Origin of the sequence: Fontibacillus panacisegetis, assembly GCF_900102215.1 — a bacterium.
GTDB lineage: Bacteria > Bacillota > Bacilli > Paenibacillales > Paenibacillaceae > Fontibacillus > Fontibacillus panacisegetis.
In genome coordinates this window covers 128071-144511 of record NZ_FNBG01000011.1, presented here as the reverse complement: position 1 = coordinate 144511, position 16441 = coordinate 128071, and the positions used below count along the sequence as shown (strand labels likewise).

Annotated in this window: 14 protein-coding genes; 3 read left to right on the top strand and 11 right to left on the bottom strand. The window is 41.4% G+C overall.

The window, feature by feature from the left end:
* Positions 1-202: 202 nt before the first annotated feature.
* Both BLS49_RS11505 and gyrA read right to left on the bottom strand, forming a co-directional pair.
* The gene (locus BLS49_RS11505; protein ID WP_091230062.1) at positions 203-1285 is read right to left on the bottom strand and encodes an HD-GYP domain-containing protein; all 1083 of its coding nucleotides are present in this window, start codon (positions 1283-1285) and stop codon (positions 203-205) included.
* A 182-nt stretch (positions 1286-1467) separates the two neighbouring features.
* Positions 1468-4017, bottom strand: coding sequence for a DNA gyrase subunit A (gene gyrA / locus BLS49_RS11500; protein WP_091230058.1), 2550 nt, complete (start codon positions 4015-4017; stop codon positions 1468-1470).
* Positions 4018-4384: 367 nt separating this feature from the next.
* Between gyrA and BLS49_RS11495 the strand changes: the two genes are divergently transcribed.
* Positions 4385-5158 carry a YheC/YheD family protein gene (locus BLS49_RS11495; RefSeq protein ID WP_091230055.1) on the top strand — a complete coding sequence of 258 codons (774 nt, stop codon included), beginning with the start codon at positions 4385-4387 and terminating at the stop codon, positions 5156-5158.
* Between the two features lie 87 nt (positions 5159-5245).
* Here BLS49_RS11495 and gyrB read toward each other — a convergent pair whose 3' ends face one another.
* From gyrB to gnd, 9 genes are all read right to left on the bottom strand, one after another.
* Positions 5246-7159 carry a DNA topoisomerase (ATP-hydrolyzing) subunit B gene (gyrB, locus tag BLS49_RS11490; protein WP_091230053.1) on the bottom strand — a complete coding sequence of 638 codons (1914 nt, stop codon included), beginning with the start codon at positions 7157-7159 and terminating at the stop codon, positions 5246-5248.
* A 43-nt stretch (positions 7160-7202) separates the two neighbouring features.
* Positions 7203-7451: an extracellular matrix regulator RemB gene (gene remB / locus BLS49_RS11485; RefSeq protein WP_091230050.1), complete on the bottom strand. Its 249-nt coding sequence runs from the start codon at positions 7449-7451 to the stop codon at positions 7203-7205.
* A gap of 18 nt (positions 7452-7469) precedes the next feature.
* Positions 7470-8582 (bottom strand): DNA replication/repair protein RecF, encoded by a 1113-nt coding sequence (gene recF, locus BLS49_RS11480; protein ID WP_091230048.1) that lies wholly within the window; start codon positions 8580-8582, stop codon positions 7470-7472.
* 52 nt (positions 8583-8634) lie between these two features.
* Positions 8635-8859 carry a S4 domain-containing protein YaaA gene (gene yaaA, locus BLS49_RS11475; RefSeq protein WP_091230045.1) on the bottom strand — a complete coding sequence of 75 codons (225 nt, stop codon included), beginning with the start codon at positions 8857-8859 and terminating at the stop codon, positions 8635-8637.
* 35 nt (positions 8860-8894) lie between these two features.
* A complete protein-coding gene (dnaN, locus tag BLS49_RS11470; RefSeq protein ID WP_091230043.1) occupies positions 8895-10037 on the bottom strand; it encodes a DNA polymerase III subunit beta in 1143 nt (380 codons plus the stop codon).
* Positions 10038-10268: 231 nt separating this feature from the next.
* Positions 10269-11615 (bottom strand): chromosomal replication initiator protein DnaA, encoded by a 1347-nt coding sequence (dnaA, locus tag BLS49_RS11465; RefSeq protein WP_091230041.1) that lies wholly within the window; start codon positions 11613-11615, stop codon positions 10269-10271.
* A gap of 482 nt (positions 11616-12097) precedes the next feature.
* Entirely contained in the window at positions 12098-13654 is a 1557-nt protein-coding gene (gene gntK, locus BLS49_RS11460; RefSeq protein ID WP_091230038.1) for a gluconokinase, read from the bottom strand.
* A 168-nt stretch (positions 13655-13822) separates the two neighbouring features.
* Positions 13823-14494 (bottom strand): GntR family transcriptional regulator, encoded by a 672-nt coding sequence (locus BLS49_RS11455; protein WP_091230037.1) that lies wholly within the window; start codon positions 14492-14494, stop codon positions 13823-13825.
* 101 nt (positions 14495-14595) lie between these two features.
* Positions 14596-15495, bottom strand: coding sequence for a phosphogluconate dehydrogenase (NAD(+)-dependent, decarboxylating) (gene gnd / locus BLS49_RS11450; RefSeq protein ID WP_091230034.1), 900 nt, complete (start codon positions 15493-15495; stop codon positions 14596-14598).
* Positions 15496-15818: 323 nt separating this feature from the next.
* Between gnd and rpmH the strand changes: the two genes are divergently transcribed.
* Both rpmH and rnpA read left to right on the top strand, forming a co-directional pair.
* Positions 15819-15953 carry a 50S ribosomal protein L34 gene (gene rpmH, locus BLS49_RS11445; RefSeq protein ID WP_044481584.1) on the top strand — a complete coding sequence of 45 codons (135 nt, stop codon included), beginning with the start codon at positions 15819-15821 and terminating at the stop codon, positions 15951-15953.
* A gap of 98 nt (positions 15954-16051) precedes the next feature.
* A complete protein-coding gene (rnpA, locus tag BLS49_RS11440) occupies positions 16052-16402 on the top strand; it encodes a ribonuclease P protein component (RefSeq protein WP_091230030.1) in 351 nt (116 codons plus the stop codon).
* Positions 16403-16441: the final 39 nt, after the last annotated feature.

The window sequence follows — 16441 nt, the reverse complement described above, 5'->3', positions numbered from 1 at the left end:
ATACTCACTCGTTGTTCAGTTTTCAAAGATCAACTTCGTTTTTGTTGACCACCGTGTTCAGCAGCAACTCTTATAATATATCACGTACTGCGGTATAATGCAAGAGTTTTTTAAAAATATTTTTAAAACTCTTTTGTTTCACTTTACTTGCCTCCGCAGCAGTGATTAATATTATACCCCAATACTCTTTATAATACAACCCTTAGGAAATAACTTCCTCAATATGCAACTGGGTTTCCTGCATTAAGTTGATAATCTCACCTTGAATCGACACCATAGGCCGAGTCGGGTGATTGCGATCTGAGAATACAATCTCTCCTATCTTATCATTGCTGAGACGCACTCTCATACCATTATGGAACTGAGTAACTTTATCGACGAATGTCTGTACAACGTTTGGATCGAGCTTACCGAATGCTTCAAGCTTTATTTGTTCTAATACCAAATAAGGAGATTGCGCTTTACGATATCTACGGTTTAAAGTCATTGCATGGAAGATATCTGCAATAGCAACGATCCTTGCATAGATATGTATTTTTTCACCTGTGAGACGAAAAGGATAACCCGAGCCATCCATTTTTTCATGATGCTGCAATGCCGCTAAACGCACTCCTTCGTTAATCGCTGCAGTCTTGCGTAATTGCTGGTAACCGTAAGTAGTATGCATACGCATTTCTTCTACTTCTGATTCAGTTAACGGTCTTGGTGTGTATAATATTTGTGGATCTATTTTTGTATTTCCGATATCATGCAGCAACCCGGCAAAGGCTACCTGCATCCAGTCCCGCTTAGGAAGTCCATGCCACTGAGCAAGGATATATGAGGTTAATGACGATAAAATGGCATGATGATACAAATAATCGTATTCATTCATATTGCGTGGTACAAATGTCAGGACATTATAATGCTTCAATTGCTTGATTAGATTCTCCAACTGATGCCGTAATTCATAAATAGGCAAATCAGATGCAAGCACAGATTGAAAAGCGCTCTTTATCAAATGGAGCATGCGGTCATATTCTTTTTGAAATTGACCCGTTCGAGAAAGATCAGCTGTAGCCGTGGCAGAAGAATTAACCGATTCCTGAGAGGCTGCCGCTTCACTCTCACTATGTATCTGGTAATCCTCTATTTCCACTTCTTCAACCATGAAGGCACGCAAAATATCCAGATCTCTGGGTAACAGTACCTTTCCTTTTCTAAGCAAAAGTCCACCCATCAGGGTATATACATTGTTTGCAATAGTTACTCCAGGTTTCACATCGATTACTGAGATACTTGCCATATTCACTCTCTCCTCAATCGTCCAACTTTAGGGTAAGCTCCCTAATAGTGATAAAGCACTACTAACTATTTCCATTATATTACGAGACCCATTGACCAACAATCCTTCTTTTTAAACCCTATGTATAAAAATAGTAAAACGGACTTCCGTATAGGAAGCCCGCAATCACTATAACACATAAATTACTCTTCTGTACCTTCAGAACCCTCTGCAGAGTCCTCTTCATCCGTATTTCCGTTATTTAGTGAATCAGTTGACAGTTTTTCTTCACCAGTTAAATCTGTTAATTCCTGATCCTCTGGCTCCTCTTCACTCTTGTCGGACCGACACACTGTAGCAACTGAATCGTCCTCACGAATATTAATCAGCTTCACACCCTGCGTATAACGACCCATAGTCGAAATACCTTCCATGCTCGTTCTAATCAAGGTTCCGCTGCTTGTAATAATCATCAGATCCTCATCGTCTTTAACAACTTTAAGGCCAATAACAGGACCATTCTTATCTGTTACATTAATCGTCTTGATCCCTTTACCACCACGGCTTTGAATCCGGTAATCAGATACTGGCGTCCGTTTACCGTAACCTTTAGTAGTTACAATTAGAATATCCTGCTCAGGAACGACTACATCCATTCCAATCAGCTGGTCATTTTTATCTAAAGTAATACCTTTTACTCCTGTTGCTGCTCTTCCCATGGAGCGTACATCGCTCTCAGAGAATCGGATCGACATCCCTTGAGATGTACCCATAATAACCTCTTGCTGGCCATCTGTGAGCTTCACATCAATCAGTGTATCATCCTCACGCAGATTTACAGCGATAAGACCGCCTTTACGGATGTTAATATAATCCTCGATAGGTGTCTTTTTCACGATACCATGACGTGTTGCAAAGAAGAGGTATTTATCTTCATCAAACCGTTCTACTGGAATTACCGCATTTACGGTTTCCCCTTGCTCGATTTGAATCAGATTAATAATCGGAGTCCCCCTAGCCGTTCTGCCGAGTTCTGGGATCTCATATGCTTTCAGGCGATAAGCCTTGCCTCGATCCGTAAAGAACATCAGGTAATGGTGAGAGTTCGTCACGAATAGATGCTCCACAAAGTCATTATCCTTGGTATCCATACCAACTACACCACGGCCACCACGCTTTTGACTACGGTAAGTAGTAACTGGCAGACGTTTGATATAACCAGTATGAGTAATCGTAATAACAACTTCTTCTTGTGGAATCAAGTCTTCGTCCAGAATACTCTCTTCACCCACTGTAATTTCAGTAAGGCGATCATCTGAGAATTTTTCACGAATCTCATTTAACTCATCGCTAATAATTTGAAGAATGAGTGATTCATTAGCCAAAATTTCACGGTATTCTGCTATTTTTTGAAGCAGTTCTTGATACTCGCTCTCGATCTTCTCACGTTCGAGTCCTGTCAGACGTTGCAGACGCATATCCAGAATCGCCTGAGCTTGCTCAAGGCTAAGTCCAAAACGTTCCATCAACCCGTTACGGGCGATTTCTGTGGTCTGTGAACCACGAATGAGTGCGATCACTTCATCCAAATGATCCAGAGCAATACGCAAGCCTTCCAGAATATGAGCGCGTGCTTCTGCTTTCTTCAGCTCAAATTCCGTCCGGCGACGAATAACTACCATTTGATGGTCTAAATAATGTTGTAGAACTTCCTTCAGCGTAAGGATCCTCGGCTCATTGCTCACGATAGCAAGCATGTTAATTCCGAATGTGCTTTGCAACGCTGTATGCTTGTACAGGTTGTTTAAGACAACATTTGGATTTACATCTCTACGCAGTTCGATAACAACGCGCATACCATTACGGTCTGACTCGTCGCGCAAATCGGTAATACCATCGATTTTTTTCTCTCTAACCAACTCGGCAATTTTCTCAACGAGTCGTGCCTTGTTAACTTGATAAGGAAGCTCGTCTACTATAATGCGGGCTTTGTTATTATTCTCTTCAATCGTTGTCTTCGCACGCATTGTAATCGAGCCGCGACCAGTTGTATATGCTTGACGGACACCTGTTCTGCCAATAATATAACCGCCAGTAGGAAAATCAGGACCTTTGATATAATCCATCAAATCAAGTGAATCAATCTCAGGATTTTCAATGATGGCCTGTACACCATCAATAACTTCACCCAAATTATGAGGTGGAATGTTAGTCGCCATACCAACAGCTATCCCTGACACACCATTAACAAGCAGGTTAGGGTATCTAGCAGGAAGTACAACCGGCTCTCGCTCTTCCCCGTCATAGTTCGGCATAAAGTCGATCGTCTCTTTATTAATATCACGCAACATTTCCATTGCTATCTTGGAAAGACGTGCCTCTGTATAACGCATTGCCGCTGCGCCGTCACCGTCTACTGAACCAAAGTTACCGTGACCGTCAACAAGCATGTACCGCATAGAGAAATCCTGAGCCATCCGCACCATTGTTTCATAAACCGCGGAATCCCCATGAGGATGATATTTACCAATAACTTCACCGACGATTCTAGCCGATTTTTTGTACGGCTTATCGGGATACATACCGAGCTCGGACATTGCATAAAGAATGCGTCGATGTACCGGTTTCAGACCATCCCTAACATCCGGCAAAGCACGGCTGACAATAATGCTCATCGCATAATCCATAAAGGACTCGCGCATTTCCACATTAATGTCCCGATCTACAATTTGCGAGAAATTTTCTTCCGCCATGCTGGACCTCCTTCAATATCTATCCATGAACCCTTGTTTGGGCAGGAAAACCGCCACTTGTCATTATATTACTTTCACAAAACTAGTGTAATTAAACGTGACGTTATCCTACTTTAATCCCAAAGCATTTACAAAATGGGGATGTGTCCATTCACATTCATGCATTCCTTCATACACTACCATATAGGCATTTTTATAGTCGTTTTGGAGTTCTTGAACTTGAATAGAAACAAAATTGTGTATGAAATTCTCAAAAAACTTATAAAATCCCCATATCTTTTTATTATACCATTGTTTATCTCTTCTGTCCTATGTTTTTCAGCATCATATGAAAGCACCCGGGGGTTCAGAAAGGAAGGAGCTTTAGTTGCCAATTCAAAGAGTTGCGAGCAAATGGAAAAAGACAATAATCCTTAAGCATAGAGAATACCTTCGTCCCTACATTCCCGACACTCGAAAATATAGTTTAGAACATCTAAAGGAGATGCTTGAACTATATGGGACCGTTTATGTTAAACCGGATCTCGGGACTTATGGTATAGGAGTAATGAGTGCGGAATACTGGACTGATGAACTAGATCCCGCACCTATCAGACAATATAAGCTTAGATATGGAATCGAGAGTGAACTATTTCCAACCCTTGAAGAGCTTCATGCATCTATATCTGCAAAAATAGGACAGAAGCTAAACCTCATCCAACAAGGAATCGACATGCTTACCTATAGGCGCCGTAAATTTGATCTTCGTGCACTTGTCCAACTGACTCCACAACGTACCTGGGAAACCACAGGATTTATTGGACGTCTTGCCGCACCTCAAAAAATAATTACCAACCATCATGGCGGTGGCTCAATTATGACGATAGAGGATTTGCTGGGTCCCTACCTTACACCAAAAGAATTTGCCTCTCTGTACAAAGAAATGAAAAACGTAGGTGTCCATACTGCAGCAACTCTGGCCCGTAAGTATCGCAATTTAAAAGAAATCGGACTTGATATAGCAATCGATCAAGGATTCAAAATCTGGATTCTCGAAGTAAATACCCTCCCTGCCTTATTCCCTTTCAAAACCTTGCAGAACAAGGATATTTATAAAAAAATACGTCGCTACGCCGTTGCTTATGGACGTTTGAAAGCCTAGTCTATATTCAAAAGTATCAAAAAATACCGTCAGCGAATGACGGTATTTTTTGAAATGGTTTATCTACATGTTATGTCACTTAATAAATTAAATATCAAGGTTCTTAACATATTTTGCATGTTCGTGAATAAAGTCACGGCGTGGTTCTACGTCATCACCCATCAACGTATCAAAAATAGCATCTGCCTTGATTGCATCAGAGATAGATACCTGCTGCATCGTACGGCTCTCAGGGTCCATCGTTGTCTCCCAGAGCTGTGCTGCATTCATCTCTCCGAGACCTTTATATCGCTGAATATTAAATTTCGCGTTATCACCAAATTCAGCAATGATCTCATCGCGTTCCTTCTCAGAGCCTGCGTAACGTATTACTTTGTTACGCTCAATTTTGAAGAGTGGTGGTTGAGCGATATATACATATCCAGCATCAATAATTTTACGCATGTAACGAAAGAAGAACGTCAACAGCAAAGTACGAATATGCGCTCCATCGACATCGGCATCCGTCATGATAATGACTTTATGATAACGAGCTTTTTCAATATCAAATTCATCACCAATACCAGTACCGAGGGCCGTAATGATCGTACGAATTTCCGCATTTCCGAGAATACGATCCAAGCGAGCTTTTTCAACGTTCAGAATTTTACCACGCAGAGGCAAAATCGCTTGAAAGTGACGATCCCGGCCTTGCTTAGCAGATCCACCTGCAGAGTCACCTTCGACGATATACAGCTCACAAATAGATGCATCTTTGGAAGAACAGTCCGCCAGTTTGCCAGGAAGAGCACTAACCTCAAGCGCACTCTTGCGACGTGTCAGTTCACGCGCCTTACGAGCTGCTTCACGAGCACGGGAAGCTTGAAGTGATTTTTCAAGAACCTTTCGTGATACCGCAGGGTTCTCTTCCATAAATTCCTGCAGCTTCTCAGCAAACAGAGATTCAACAATACCGCGAACTTCACTATTTCCAAGTTTTGTCTTTGTTTGACCCTCGAATTGCGGCTCCGGGATTTTAACAGAAATAATTGCCGTCAATCCCTCACGTACATCATCACCGGTCAAGTTGGAGCTGTTATCCTTAATGATATTGTTCTTGCGAGCATAATCATTAATGATCCGGGTCAGCGCACTCTTGAAACCAGACTCATGAGTCCCTCCTTCATGGGTATGGATATTGTTCGCAAAAGAAAGGATATTTTCTGTATAGCTCTCATTGTATTGCAGAGCAACTTCAACCTGAATCATATCACGAGCGCCTTCAACATAGATCGGCTGTTCATGCAGAACTTCCTTGTTCCCATTCAGGAATTTAACATATTCCATGATGCCGCCTTCATAGTGAAATGAATCAGAATCACCTGTGCGCTCATCAGTTATAGAAATGTTAATGCCCTTATTCAAAAAGGCTAGCTCACGAATCCGTGACAGCAAAATATTGTAATCATAAACAGTAGTCTCAGTAAACACTTCCGGATCCGGATGGAACGTAGTTCTTGTTCCAGTAATATCTGATTTACCAACTACCTTCACATCATATTGGGGCACACCGCGGCGGTATTCTTGCTGATATATTTCCCCGTCACGGCTTACTTGTACAACTACCTTCTCAGATAGGGCATTCACAACGGATACACCTACACCATGAAGACCGCCTGAAACTTTATATCCGCCTCCACCAAATTTACCACCGGCATGGAGAACCGTCATAACGACTTCAAGTGTTGATTTTTTGAGCTTCGGATGTTCACCTACCGGGATACCCCGTCCGTTATCAACGACCGTTACGCTGTTATCCTGGTGAACAATGACATCAATTTTATTCGCAAAACCGGCTAAAGCTTCGTCAATACTATTGTCGACAACTTCCCAGACCAAATGGTGCAAGCCGCGTCCACTGGTAGATCCAATATACATACCAGGACGCTTACGAACGGCCTCAAGCCCTTCCAGTACCTGTATCTGACTCTCATCATACGATTGTTGTTCGTTCATAGACATGCCTTCACCTACTTCTCTAAATTCAACTTATATGCCAATGGAATTATGATAGAAAATTAATGCTGGTCTTCTTCTTGAGCGTAGCAGAGGAAATTGGCGAAAAATACACCATGTTTTTGGTCACAACAATAGACTTGGCTTCTTCCTCACCGATCCTCAATACGTTCTTGTCCTTAATAGCATGACTTACGAATTGCTTGGAAATCTTGGATGATTTCTCGATCGATATATCAAAAATCGCTATCAATTCTGAAGATTGGATTACTTTTTCTCCACCCAAATGAATGTACAATCGCCTGCCTCCTCCATACTACCTAATGACTTGTCCCTCTTGGACATGAAAAATGCTGGCGTCCTGAAGACGGCTTGCGTTAATGCTTTCGATTCCCGTAGCCGTTATGAACGTCTGCACTTTGCTCTGAAATGTCTCAATCAATTGAGTTTGTCGGTATGGGTCCAGCTCGGACAATACGTCATCAAGCAGTAGAATTGGATACTCTCCAATCTCTTCGTGAATGAGCTCGATTTCCGCCAATTTAAGTGATAACGCCGTCGTTCGCTGCTGTCCCTGAGATCCATACACCTGGGCTTCATTACCGTTAATATGAAAAGCCAGATCGTCTCGATGTGGTCCGCAGAGAGTCATCCCGCGGCGAATTTCCTGATCTCTCATTTGTGATAACTTTATCATAAATTGCTGCAATAAGACAGCTTCATCTTCCTCATCAGCTTCTCCAAAGGATGGAATGTAAGATAATTGGAGCTTTTCTCCGCCTCCAGTTATGCCTTCGTGAATGCCCTGAGCCCATTTCTGCAGTTTTCTTATAAATTGTTTCCTTTTCTTAATGATTTTAACACCATGCTCTACGAGCTGTTCATTCCAGACATCCAGCATTACTGTTATTTCCGGGCCTTTTCCGAAAGCTTGCTTAAGTAAATTGTTACGCTGCAACAGCACCTTCTGATACTGCTGTAAATGGAACAGATAGCTAGGCTGAACCTGCCCAATCTCCATATCAAGAAAACGCCGCCTTATTCCAGGAGTTCCCTTTACAATTTCCAAATCCTCTGGTGCAAACATAACCGCATTAAGCGCCCCTACAAAATCACTCAATTTCCGCTGCTCAAGACCGTTCAGCTTAGCCTTCTTACCTTGGTTCGAAAATTGCAGCTCCAAATTTACGGTCCCGTATTTCTTCTCTATTTCAGCAGAAACGGCAGCATTATTGCTGCCAAAAGAAATCAGTTCCTTATCCTTTGCTGTACGATGCGATTTGGTTAATGCCAGAACGAGCAATGCTTCCAGCAGATTGGTCTTGCCCTGTGCATTGCGCCCAATCATTAAGTTTACATTCCCGAATGAATCAAGAGACAGTGTCTCGTAATTACGATAATGCTGCAGAGATAATGTTTTAACAAACACGATTACTCAGGCCCTCCTTACTTCCCCTCCGCTCATTCAGGTTCAGGGAGCCTTACTCTTGATTGCCTCCAGTTACCTTGAAGGAACCACAATCCGTCACTTCAACGATGTCATTCGGATATAATTTCCGTCCCCGGCGCTCTTCAACCTCGCCATTCACCTTTACATCGCCTTCTTGTAACAGCGCCTTGGCCATGCCTCCAGTCGAAACACAATCGGCAAGCTTCAAGAATTGATCAAGCTTAATATATTCACTGGAAATACTAATCGTTTTCATTGCCTAGTTCTTCCTTTCATCACTTACAGATCTGATTAATTCGTAGTCCGGTATGGCAAAATCAGATACAAGCTTTGGCTGTCATCCATCGGTTTAATAATAATCGGGCTCATAGCGCCTGTAAAACAGATACGCAGTTGCTCGCTCTCTACTACTTTCAACACATCGAGCATATATTTGGAGTTAAAAGAAATCCGAAGCGCATCCCCGGTAAATTGAGACACTTCAAGCTGTTCGGTAACCTTTCCGAGTTCGGATGAACTAGAAGAGATTTCAATCGTTCCGTCCTCAAGAGTCTGCAAGCGTACGATATTTGTTTTTTCTTCGCGAGACAACAAATATGCACGGTCGATAGAGTCGCTTAATTTTTTTGTATCCAATACAAGTTCTGTTTTGTAGTTTGTTGGAATAATCTTAGAAGTATCAGGATAGGTTCCATCCAGAATACGGGTATAGAACAATACTCTGTCGATTTTGAACAGCACCTGATTGTCTGCTACGACGATATCGACACGCGTATTTTGTTCAGGAATAATTTTGCTGAGCTCGTTCAGCGTTTTACCTGAAATGACGATATTGCTAAAGCGCACGCCATCAGCATCATCTAGCTTCGCAGTGCGACATGCGAGACGATGACGGTCTGTCGCTACAAATTTGAATTGATCATCGCTTAAGTTCCATAATACCCCAGTTAAAATAGGCGAAGTTTCATTTGAGGAAATAGAAAATACCGTTTGTTTAACCATATTTTTAAGTAGATCACCTGGAATGGAGATGACTTGATTCTCTTCGATATTAGGCAATACAGGGAATTCCTCTGGGTCCATACCTACCATTTGGATATCTGTAGATCCCGAACGAATCATCGTCTGGAAGCTTTCTTTCACTTCCATCTCTACCTCTTGTGAAGGCAGCTTTTTAATAATCTCTACAAAAAATTTAGCTGGCAATACGACGCTACCAGGACGCTCTACCTGCACGATCTTCTTCTCATTGTCCTCAGCAGGAATAAATGCCTGGATGGAAATATCCGTGTCGCTAGCAGTTAACGTCATCCCTTGGAAATTAACCTCAAGTTTAATCCCAGTCAAAATAGGAATAGTAGTTCGACTAGAAATAGCCTTGGCTACATGCTGGATAGATTCATTTAATTCATGCTTTAAAACACGGATTTTCATAAATTCAACTCCTAAAATTCATTTTGTTCATTAGTTAGCAATTAGATTCATTGTAAGCTACAACGTTATGACGTGTGGTGTAATTTAACACCATCGCCAAATATGATGAAGTATATCTTTTAATTAATAGAAGAAGTAGTAGGGGCCCTGAATATGTGGATAACTAACCTAGACTATATGAAATGAAGCCTATCCACATGTGAATATCATGTGCATAGGCTTGTGCCTTATTCAGGTAGAATTTTTTATTTTTTCTGTGATGTTGTTGATAACTTTGAATAGATCCTGATCGGTTTTTAACTGCTGCGATATTTTCTCATGGGCATGTATGACTGTCGTATGATCTCGCCCTCCAAAAGCATCCCCGATCTTAGGCAGTGAGAAATCGGTTAGCTCTCTTGATAAATACATAGCGATTTGCCGAGGAAAAGCGATAGCCTTGGTTCGTTTGCGTGCCTTGAAATCCTCCAGCTTGAGATTGTAATATTCGCCAACTCTTTGCTGAATGTCCTGAATCGTGATCATCTTCGGTCTGCTGGAAGGGATAATGTCCTTTAGTGCCTCAGCTGCGAGATGTGTTGTAATGTCTTGATTGATCAAGGATGAATAGGCAACGACCCGGATAAGAGCTCCCTCAAGTTCCCGAATGTTCGTATCGATTTGATTGGCAATATACATCATGGCCTCGTTTGGTATATCAAGGTTCTCGGCCCGGGCCTTTTTGCGAAGAATTGCAATCCGCGTCTCCAGATCGGGAGGTTGGATATCGGTAATCAGACCCCATTCAAACCTGGATCTAAGCCGTTCTTCCAGAGTAGGAATTTCTTTTGGCGGCCGGTCACTTGAAATGATGATTTGTTTACGCTCTTCATGCAATGCATTGAAGGTATGGAAAAATTCCTCCTGCGTAGATTCTTTACCAGCGATAAACTGGATATCGTCAATCAACAGAATATCGATATTTCTGTATTTGTTACGGAAACTCTCAGCCCGATTGTCACGGATGGAGTTAATAAATTCGTTAGTAAATTTCTCGGAGGAAATATAAACGACTTTGCTGCTTGGACTATGTTCCAGAATATAGTGTCCAATCGCATGCATTAAATGTGTCTTGCCTAGTCCTACGCCACCATACAAAAATAGCGGGTTATAGGCACGAGCAGGGGCTTCAGCTACAGCCAAAGACGCAGCATGAGCAAAACGATTCCCGGATCCAATGACGAAGGTGTCAAATGTATATTTAGGATTAAGCATATTGGAAACGCTTTCCTCCGCTTGGATGGTTACAGGGGGCTCTTTAAATACCTGCGTCTGCTCAGGAACAGCCGATTCCTCGATAACAAAGGATACATCAACCTGTTTGCCAAGATACTCGAGAACAGTAGTGGCAACGAGTTTGGTGTATCGGCTTTCCAGCCATTCCACAGCAAATGTAGTCGGCGCAGAAATAACAATAGAGCGATCAGAGAGTGAGACTACTTTGGTCGCTTTAAACCAGGTGTCAAAGCTGGGTTTACTTAGTTTTGTATTGATGATGGATAAAATATGCTGCCATATATCGGAGGTATGGCTATCCACAGGCGGTCACTCCTTTTAAATCTTCCAATTGTGGCATGAGCCATGCAAAAAGAGTCGAAAAACATAAATAAAGGGGAAAGGTATCCCCATTAGTCAGAAAAATGGAATGATTATAAACAAGCACAATTTAAAATTGTTCACAATTTTATCCACAGGCTGTTGATAAAATTGTAGTAAAAAATAGATATTCACAACAAAAGCAATATAATCATAGCAAAAGAGACCTTATTTTTCAATGAAATGATGGCTTTTATCCACAAATTCAATAACTTGTGCATAATTTTCATCAACACCACTAGATATTGTTTATAACATGTTTAAAATTCGACAGAATACGTGAAAGTCCAATTTTAATTATTCACAGGTTGTTCCGATTCTAAAAAAAATATGTTAGCAAGGCCTGTGCATAATTTTTAGAACAAAAATAAGAGCTGCCTTCCTCATTTGGAAAGCAGCCCTTATTATGTACAAATTATCTTTTTTTATTTGTGATCGATTTTATTCATGTTGCGCTGAAATTTGGCAATTGCGTCGTACTCTTCTGTCAGTTGGCGGGAGATACGAATGTATATAGGTAGTAATTCATTATAAATCGCCGAATGTTCTTTGATTGGATTATGTTCGATCGTACTGCCAACCATGCTGGATACAACGTCGAAGGAATCTATTTTTCCTAGTGCTAACAATCCTAATACTACCGCTCCAAGACAAGAGCTCTCGAAATCCTCGGGAATAACGACCTTTTGATTAAAAATGTCAGCCATCATTTGACGCCATAATGGGGAACGGGCAAAGCCGCCGGTAGCCTGAATTTTGTGCGGCTGTCCTATCTGCTCCTCCATAGCGAGTAATACAGTGTATAGGTTAAAAATTACGCCTTCAAGAACAGCTCGAATCATATGCTCTTTCTTATGTTGCAATGTAAGGCCAAAAAAGGAGCCTCTGGCATTTGGATTCCAAAGAGGTGCACGTTCGCCAGCCAAATAAGGATGGAATAACAATCCATCAGAGCCTGGTCGTACTCTTGAGCCGATTTTCGTAAGTACGTCATACGGACTGATTCCGAGTCGGTTGGCAGTTTCCACCTCAGAAGCAGCGATTTCATCACGTACCCACCTGAATATACCGCCGCCATTATTGACCGGACCTCCGATCACCCAATGTTTATCTGTCAGAGCATAACAAAAAATTCGCCCCTTTGGATCCGTTTTTGGACGATCAACAACCGTTCGAATTGCACCGCTTGTTCCAATGGTTACGGCAACAACACCTGGTTTTATAGCGTCTACACCCAGATTAGATAAAACGCCGTCACTTGCTCCGATTACAAATGGGGTAGAGGTGTCCAGCCCCATTTGCTCTGCATACTCTTGCGATAAACCTTTCATTACATGGGTTGTTGGCACAAGAGTAGACAATTGATCGGGGGATAAGCCAGCTATTTGCAGAGCTTCTTGATCCCAATCCAGTTTCTCCAGATTCATTAATCCTGTGCAGGAAGCGATGGAGTAGTCGATAACATATTTACCGAATAACTTGGCAAATACATATTCTTTAATAGAAATAAACTTGTTTGTTTTACTGAAAATGTCCGGTTGATCATGGCGGAGCCATAGCATTTTGGTTAATGGGGACATTGGATGAATTGGTGTTCCGGTGCGTAGATAAATAGCATGTCCGCCCATATCATTCTTTAATCGTTCAGACCATTCAACACTGCGATTATCAGCCCAAGTCAGGCAGCGCATTAAAGGTTTGCCATCTACATCAACCGGAATAACACTATGCATAGCTGTACTGAAGGAGACGAGAATAATATTTTTTGGTGAAACCTGACTTTTATTCATGACTTGTCTAACACAACTGATAACAGCAGCAAAAATTTCTTCCGGATCCTGTTCAGCAACATCTGCGGTAGGTGTATAGAGTGGATATCCTTCGTTGGCAGTAGCTGTAACTTTACCATTTTCCTCAAATAATACAGCTTTAGTACTTGTTGTTCCTATATCTATACCGATCATGTACGATAGTTTATCCATCCGAGCTCACCTTTTTTCTAAATTAAGTAGTTAAGTATTCCTTTTTAAATATCTTTAACCAGTTTTGATCTTTAGTATGAAGCAAGAGTCCAAAAATCATTAGTGTATACTTGTCGACAACTACAATTAAAGAAGAAGGAAAATAAATTTCCTTTCATTATTGACCTTTTAGTGAATACTTGAATGAATCGTTTGATGTGAGTCCGCAAAATATTCCTCAATTCGTGCAGAAATTACAGCAGGATCGCGGCTCTCCAGTCCGTGTAGCAATGTTCGATGCTTGTTTATAACGAGATTGATTTTATCTTCCCCTTGGGAAAATATTTTTTTCGTCGTAATTAGCAAGACCGTCATGACAATCTGGCGAATGCTGCTCCACAAGTGCCAAATTCTCGAATGTTTAGCTTCGGCAATAATCAGTTCATGGAAGGCTATATCCTGAAATGCAAACTCCACAACATCGTGATGTTTTGCAGCAAGCTGCATTTTGTCGACGATTTGATGAAGCTGGGAGATTATTTTCGCTGGGTCATTCTGGGCCAGATGTCTCCAGGCAAAGCTCTCGATAAGATATCTTACATCGTACAATTCATCTACATCTTTAAGCTTTAGTCCTATAACTTCGACACCCATCCGTTTTAATGAAATTAGCCCTTCGCTGGATAACGTTTTTAATGCCTCACGTACAGGGGAGCGGCTAGTTCCGAATTTAGCAGCGATGCTATTCTCGGACAGAACCTCTCCAGGCTTAATGCTGCCATCGATAATTTGAAGACGAAGCTCACAGGCGATGGCCTCGCCAAGAGAACTTCCCTGTAACCAAGTTGTTGGATACTTCATATTAATGACTCCTATTTTAAAAGAAAAGGTAGTTTGATTTCATATTATAACAATTAATCAAATCATAACATGATCCATTCAACTTAGTAAGCCAGCTAAGCTTATTTAGTGGATTCTACAGCATGCCCACCAAATTCATTGCGTAGTGCTGCAACGACTTTCCCATGGAATGTATCGGTATCAAGTGAGCGATAACGCATAAACAGTGACATTGCGATGATGGGAGCATTAGCCTGCAAATCAAGAGCTGTTTCAACTGTCCATTTGCCCTCACCTGATGAATTCATAACACCACGAATGTTATTTAATTTTGCATCTTTGGAAAAAGCACTTTCAGTCAGTTCCATTAACCAGCCACGAATAACTGAACCATTGGACCATACCCTGGCAACCTCTTCATAGTCAAAATTAAATGGACTTTTATCTAAAATTTCAAATCCTTCGGCAATAGCCTGCATCATCCCGTATTCAATACCGTTATGGACCATCTTCAGAAAATGTCCGCTACCATTTTTACCGGCATATAGATAGCCTTTGTCCACCGCGATATCTTTAAAGAGGGGTTCAATGCTGCGAAACACAGTTTCATCGCCGCCAATCATGAAGCAGCCTCCATGACCAGCACCTTCTATGCCTCCTGAAGTTCCAATATCAAAGAAATAAACTCCCTGCTTGTTCAATTGATCAGCAAGAGAAAGCGAATCTTTATAGTGAGAATTACCACCATCAATAATGATATCGCCCTCATCTAATAATGGAGATAAAGTATCAATCACCGAATGAAGAGCACGGCCTGCTGGTACCATAATCCATATGATACGTGGCGTGCTGAGAGAGGACACTAGTTCTTCCAAGCTGGGAGCGGGGAGAGCTCCTTTTTCCGCTGCCTTTTCTATTGAACGATGATCCATATCGTAGGCAACTACTTCATGATTATGCTTCAGCAGATTTAGCGCAAGATTGTAACCCATTTTACCAAGTCCGATCATGCCAAGTTTCATAAAATTCCACACCTTTCAAATAGGGTATACTTGTATACAACTCTAAACAATAACATAATACTCGCTCTTTTTTGTTCTGTAAATTACATTAGAATAACTTTTTTTGTGTAAAAATACTTTTCCACATGTGTATAACTTTTATTCAACGACAAATAATTATAGAATTGTGGACAACTTATATAAAAATTGAAAAAAAAGAAATGCGGGGCTCGGTTGACTTTTCAGAATGCTTATGATTAAATGGAAAAAGGCATTTTCTGTGGGTATGAGTAACGAAAATGGTGAATATGACAGTGATTGATCTCTTTAAGGGGGTGCAATAAATGAAACCGACTTTTAAACCGAATGTGAGCAAACGTAGTAAGGTTCATGGTTTCCGTAAAAGAATGAGCACGAAAAACGGCCGCAAGGTTCTCGCTGCTCGTCGTCAAAAAGGCAGAAAAGTATTGAGTGCGTAATGCGTGCATGAAGACCACTGCGGTGGTCTTTTTTTGTATGTATGATTTATGAGTATTAATTTCAATTGAAATTGGAATTGACCATGAGGAGATAGCTCGTGCATAGGAAGCTTAGATTAAGAAATCGGGCGGATTTTAGCCGGATCTACCGGCATGGAAAGTCTTTCGCCAACCGTCAACTCGTCGTCTATTGGTCAAACAAATACGATATTGATCGTTTTCGTCTTGGTGTATCCGCAAGTAAAAAAATAGGCAATGCTGTAGTACGCAATCGTATGCGTAGAATGTTAAAGGAAATTGTCAGACTGCATGAAGCGGAAATTCGTGATCACGTGGACATCATTATTATTGTCCGTAATGGCGCCGTTGGATTGGAGTATAAGGAACTCGAAAAAAGTGTGCTGCATGTGCTGCGCAAAGCCACGCTGCTCAAGCCTTCCAGACGTTAAGCATGCTTGTTTCTTTGTCCTTTTAAATATGGTATGATT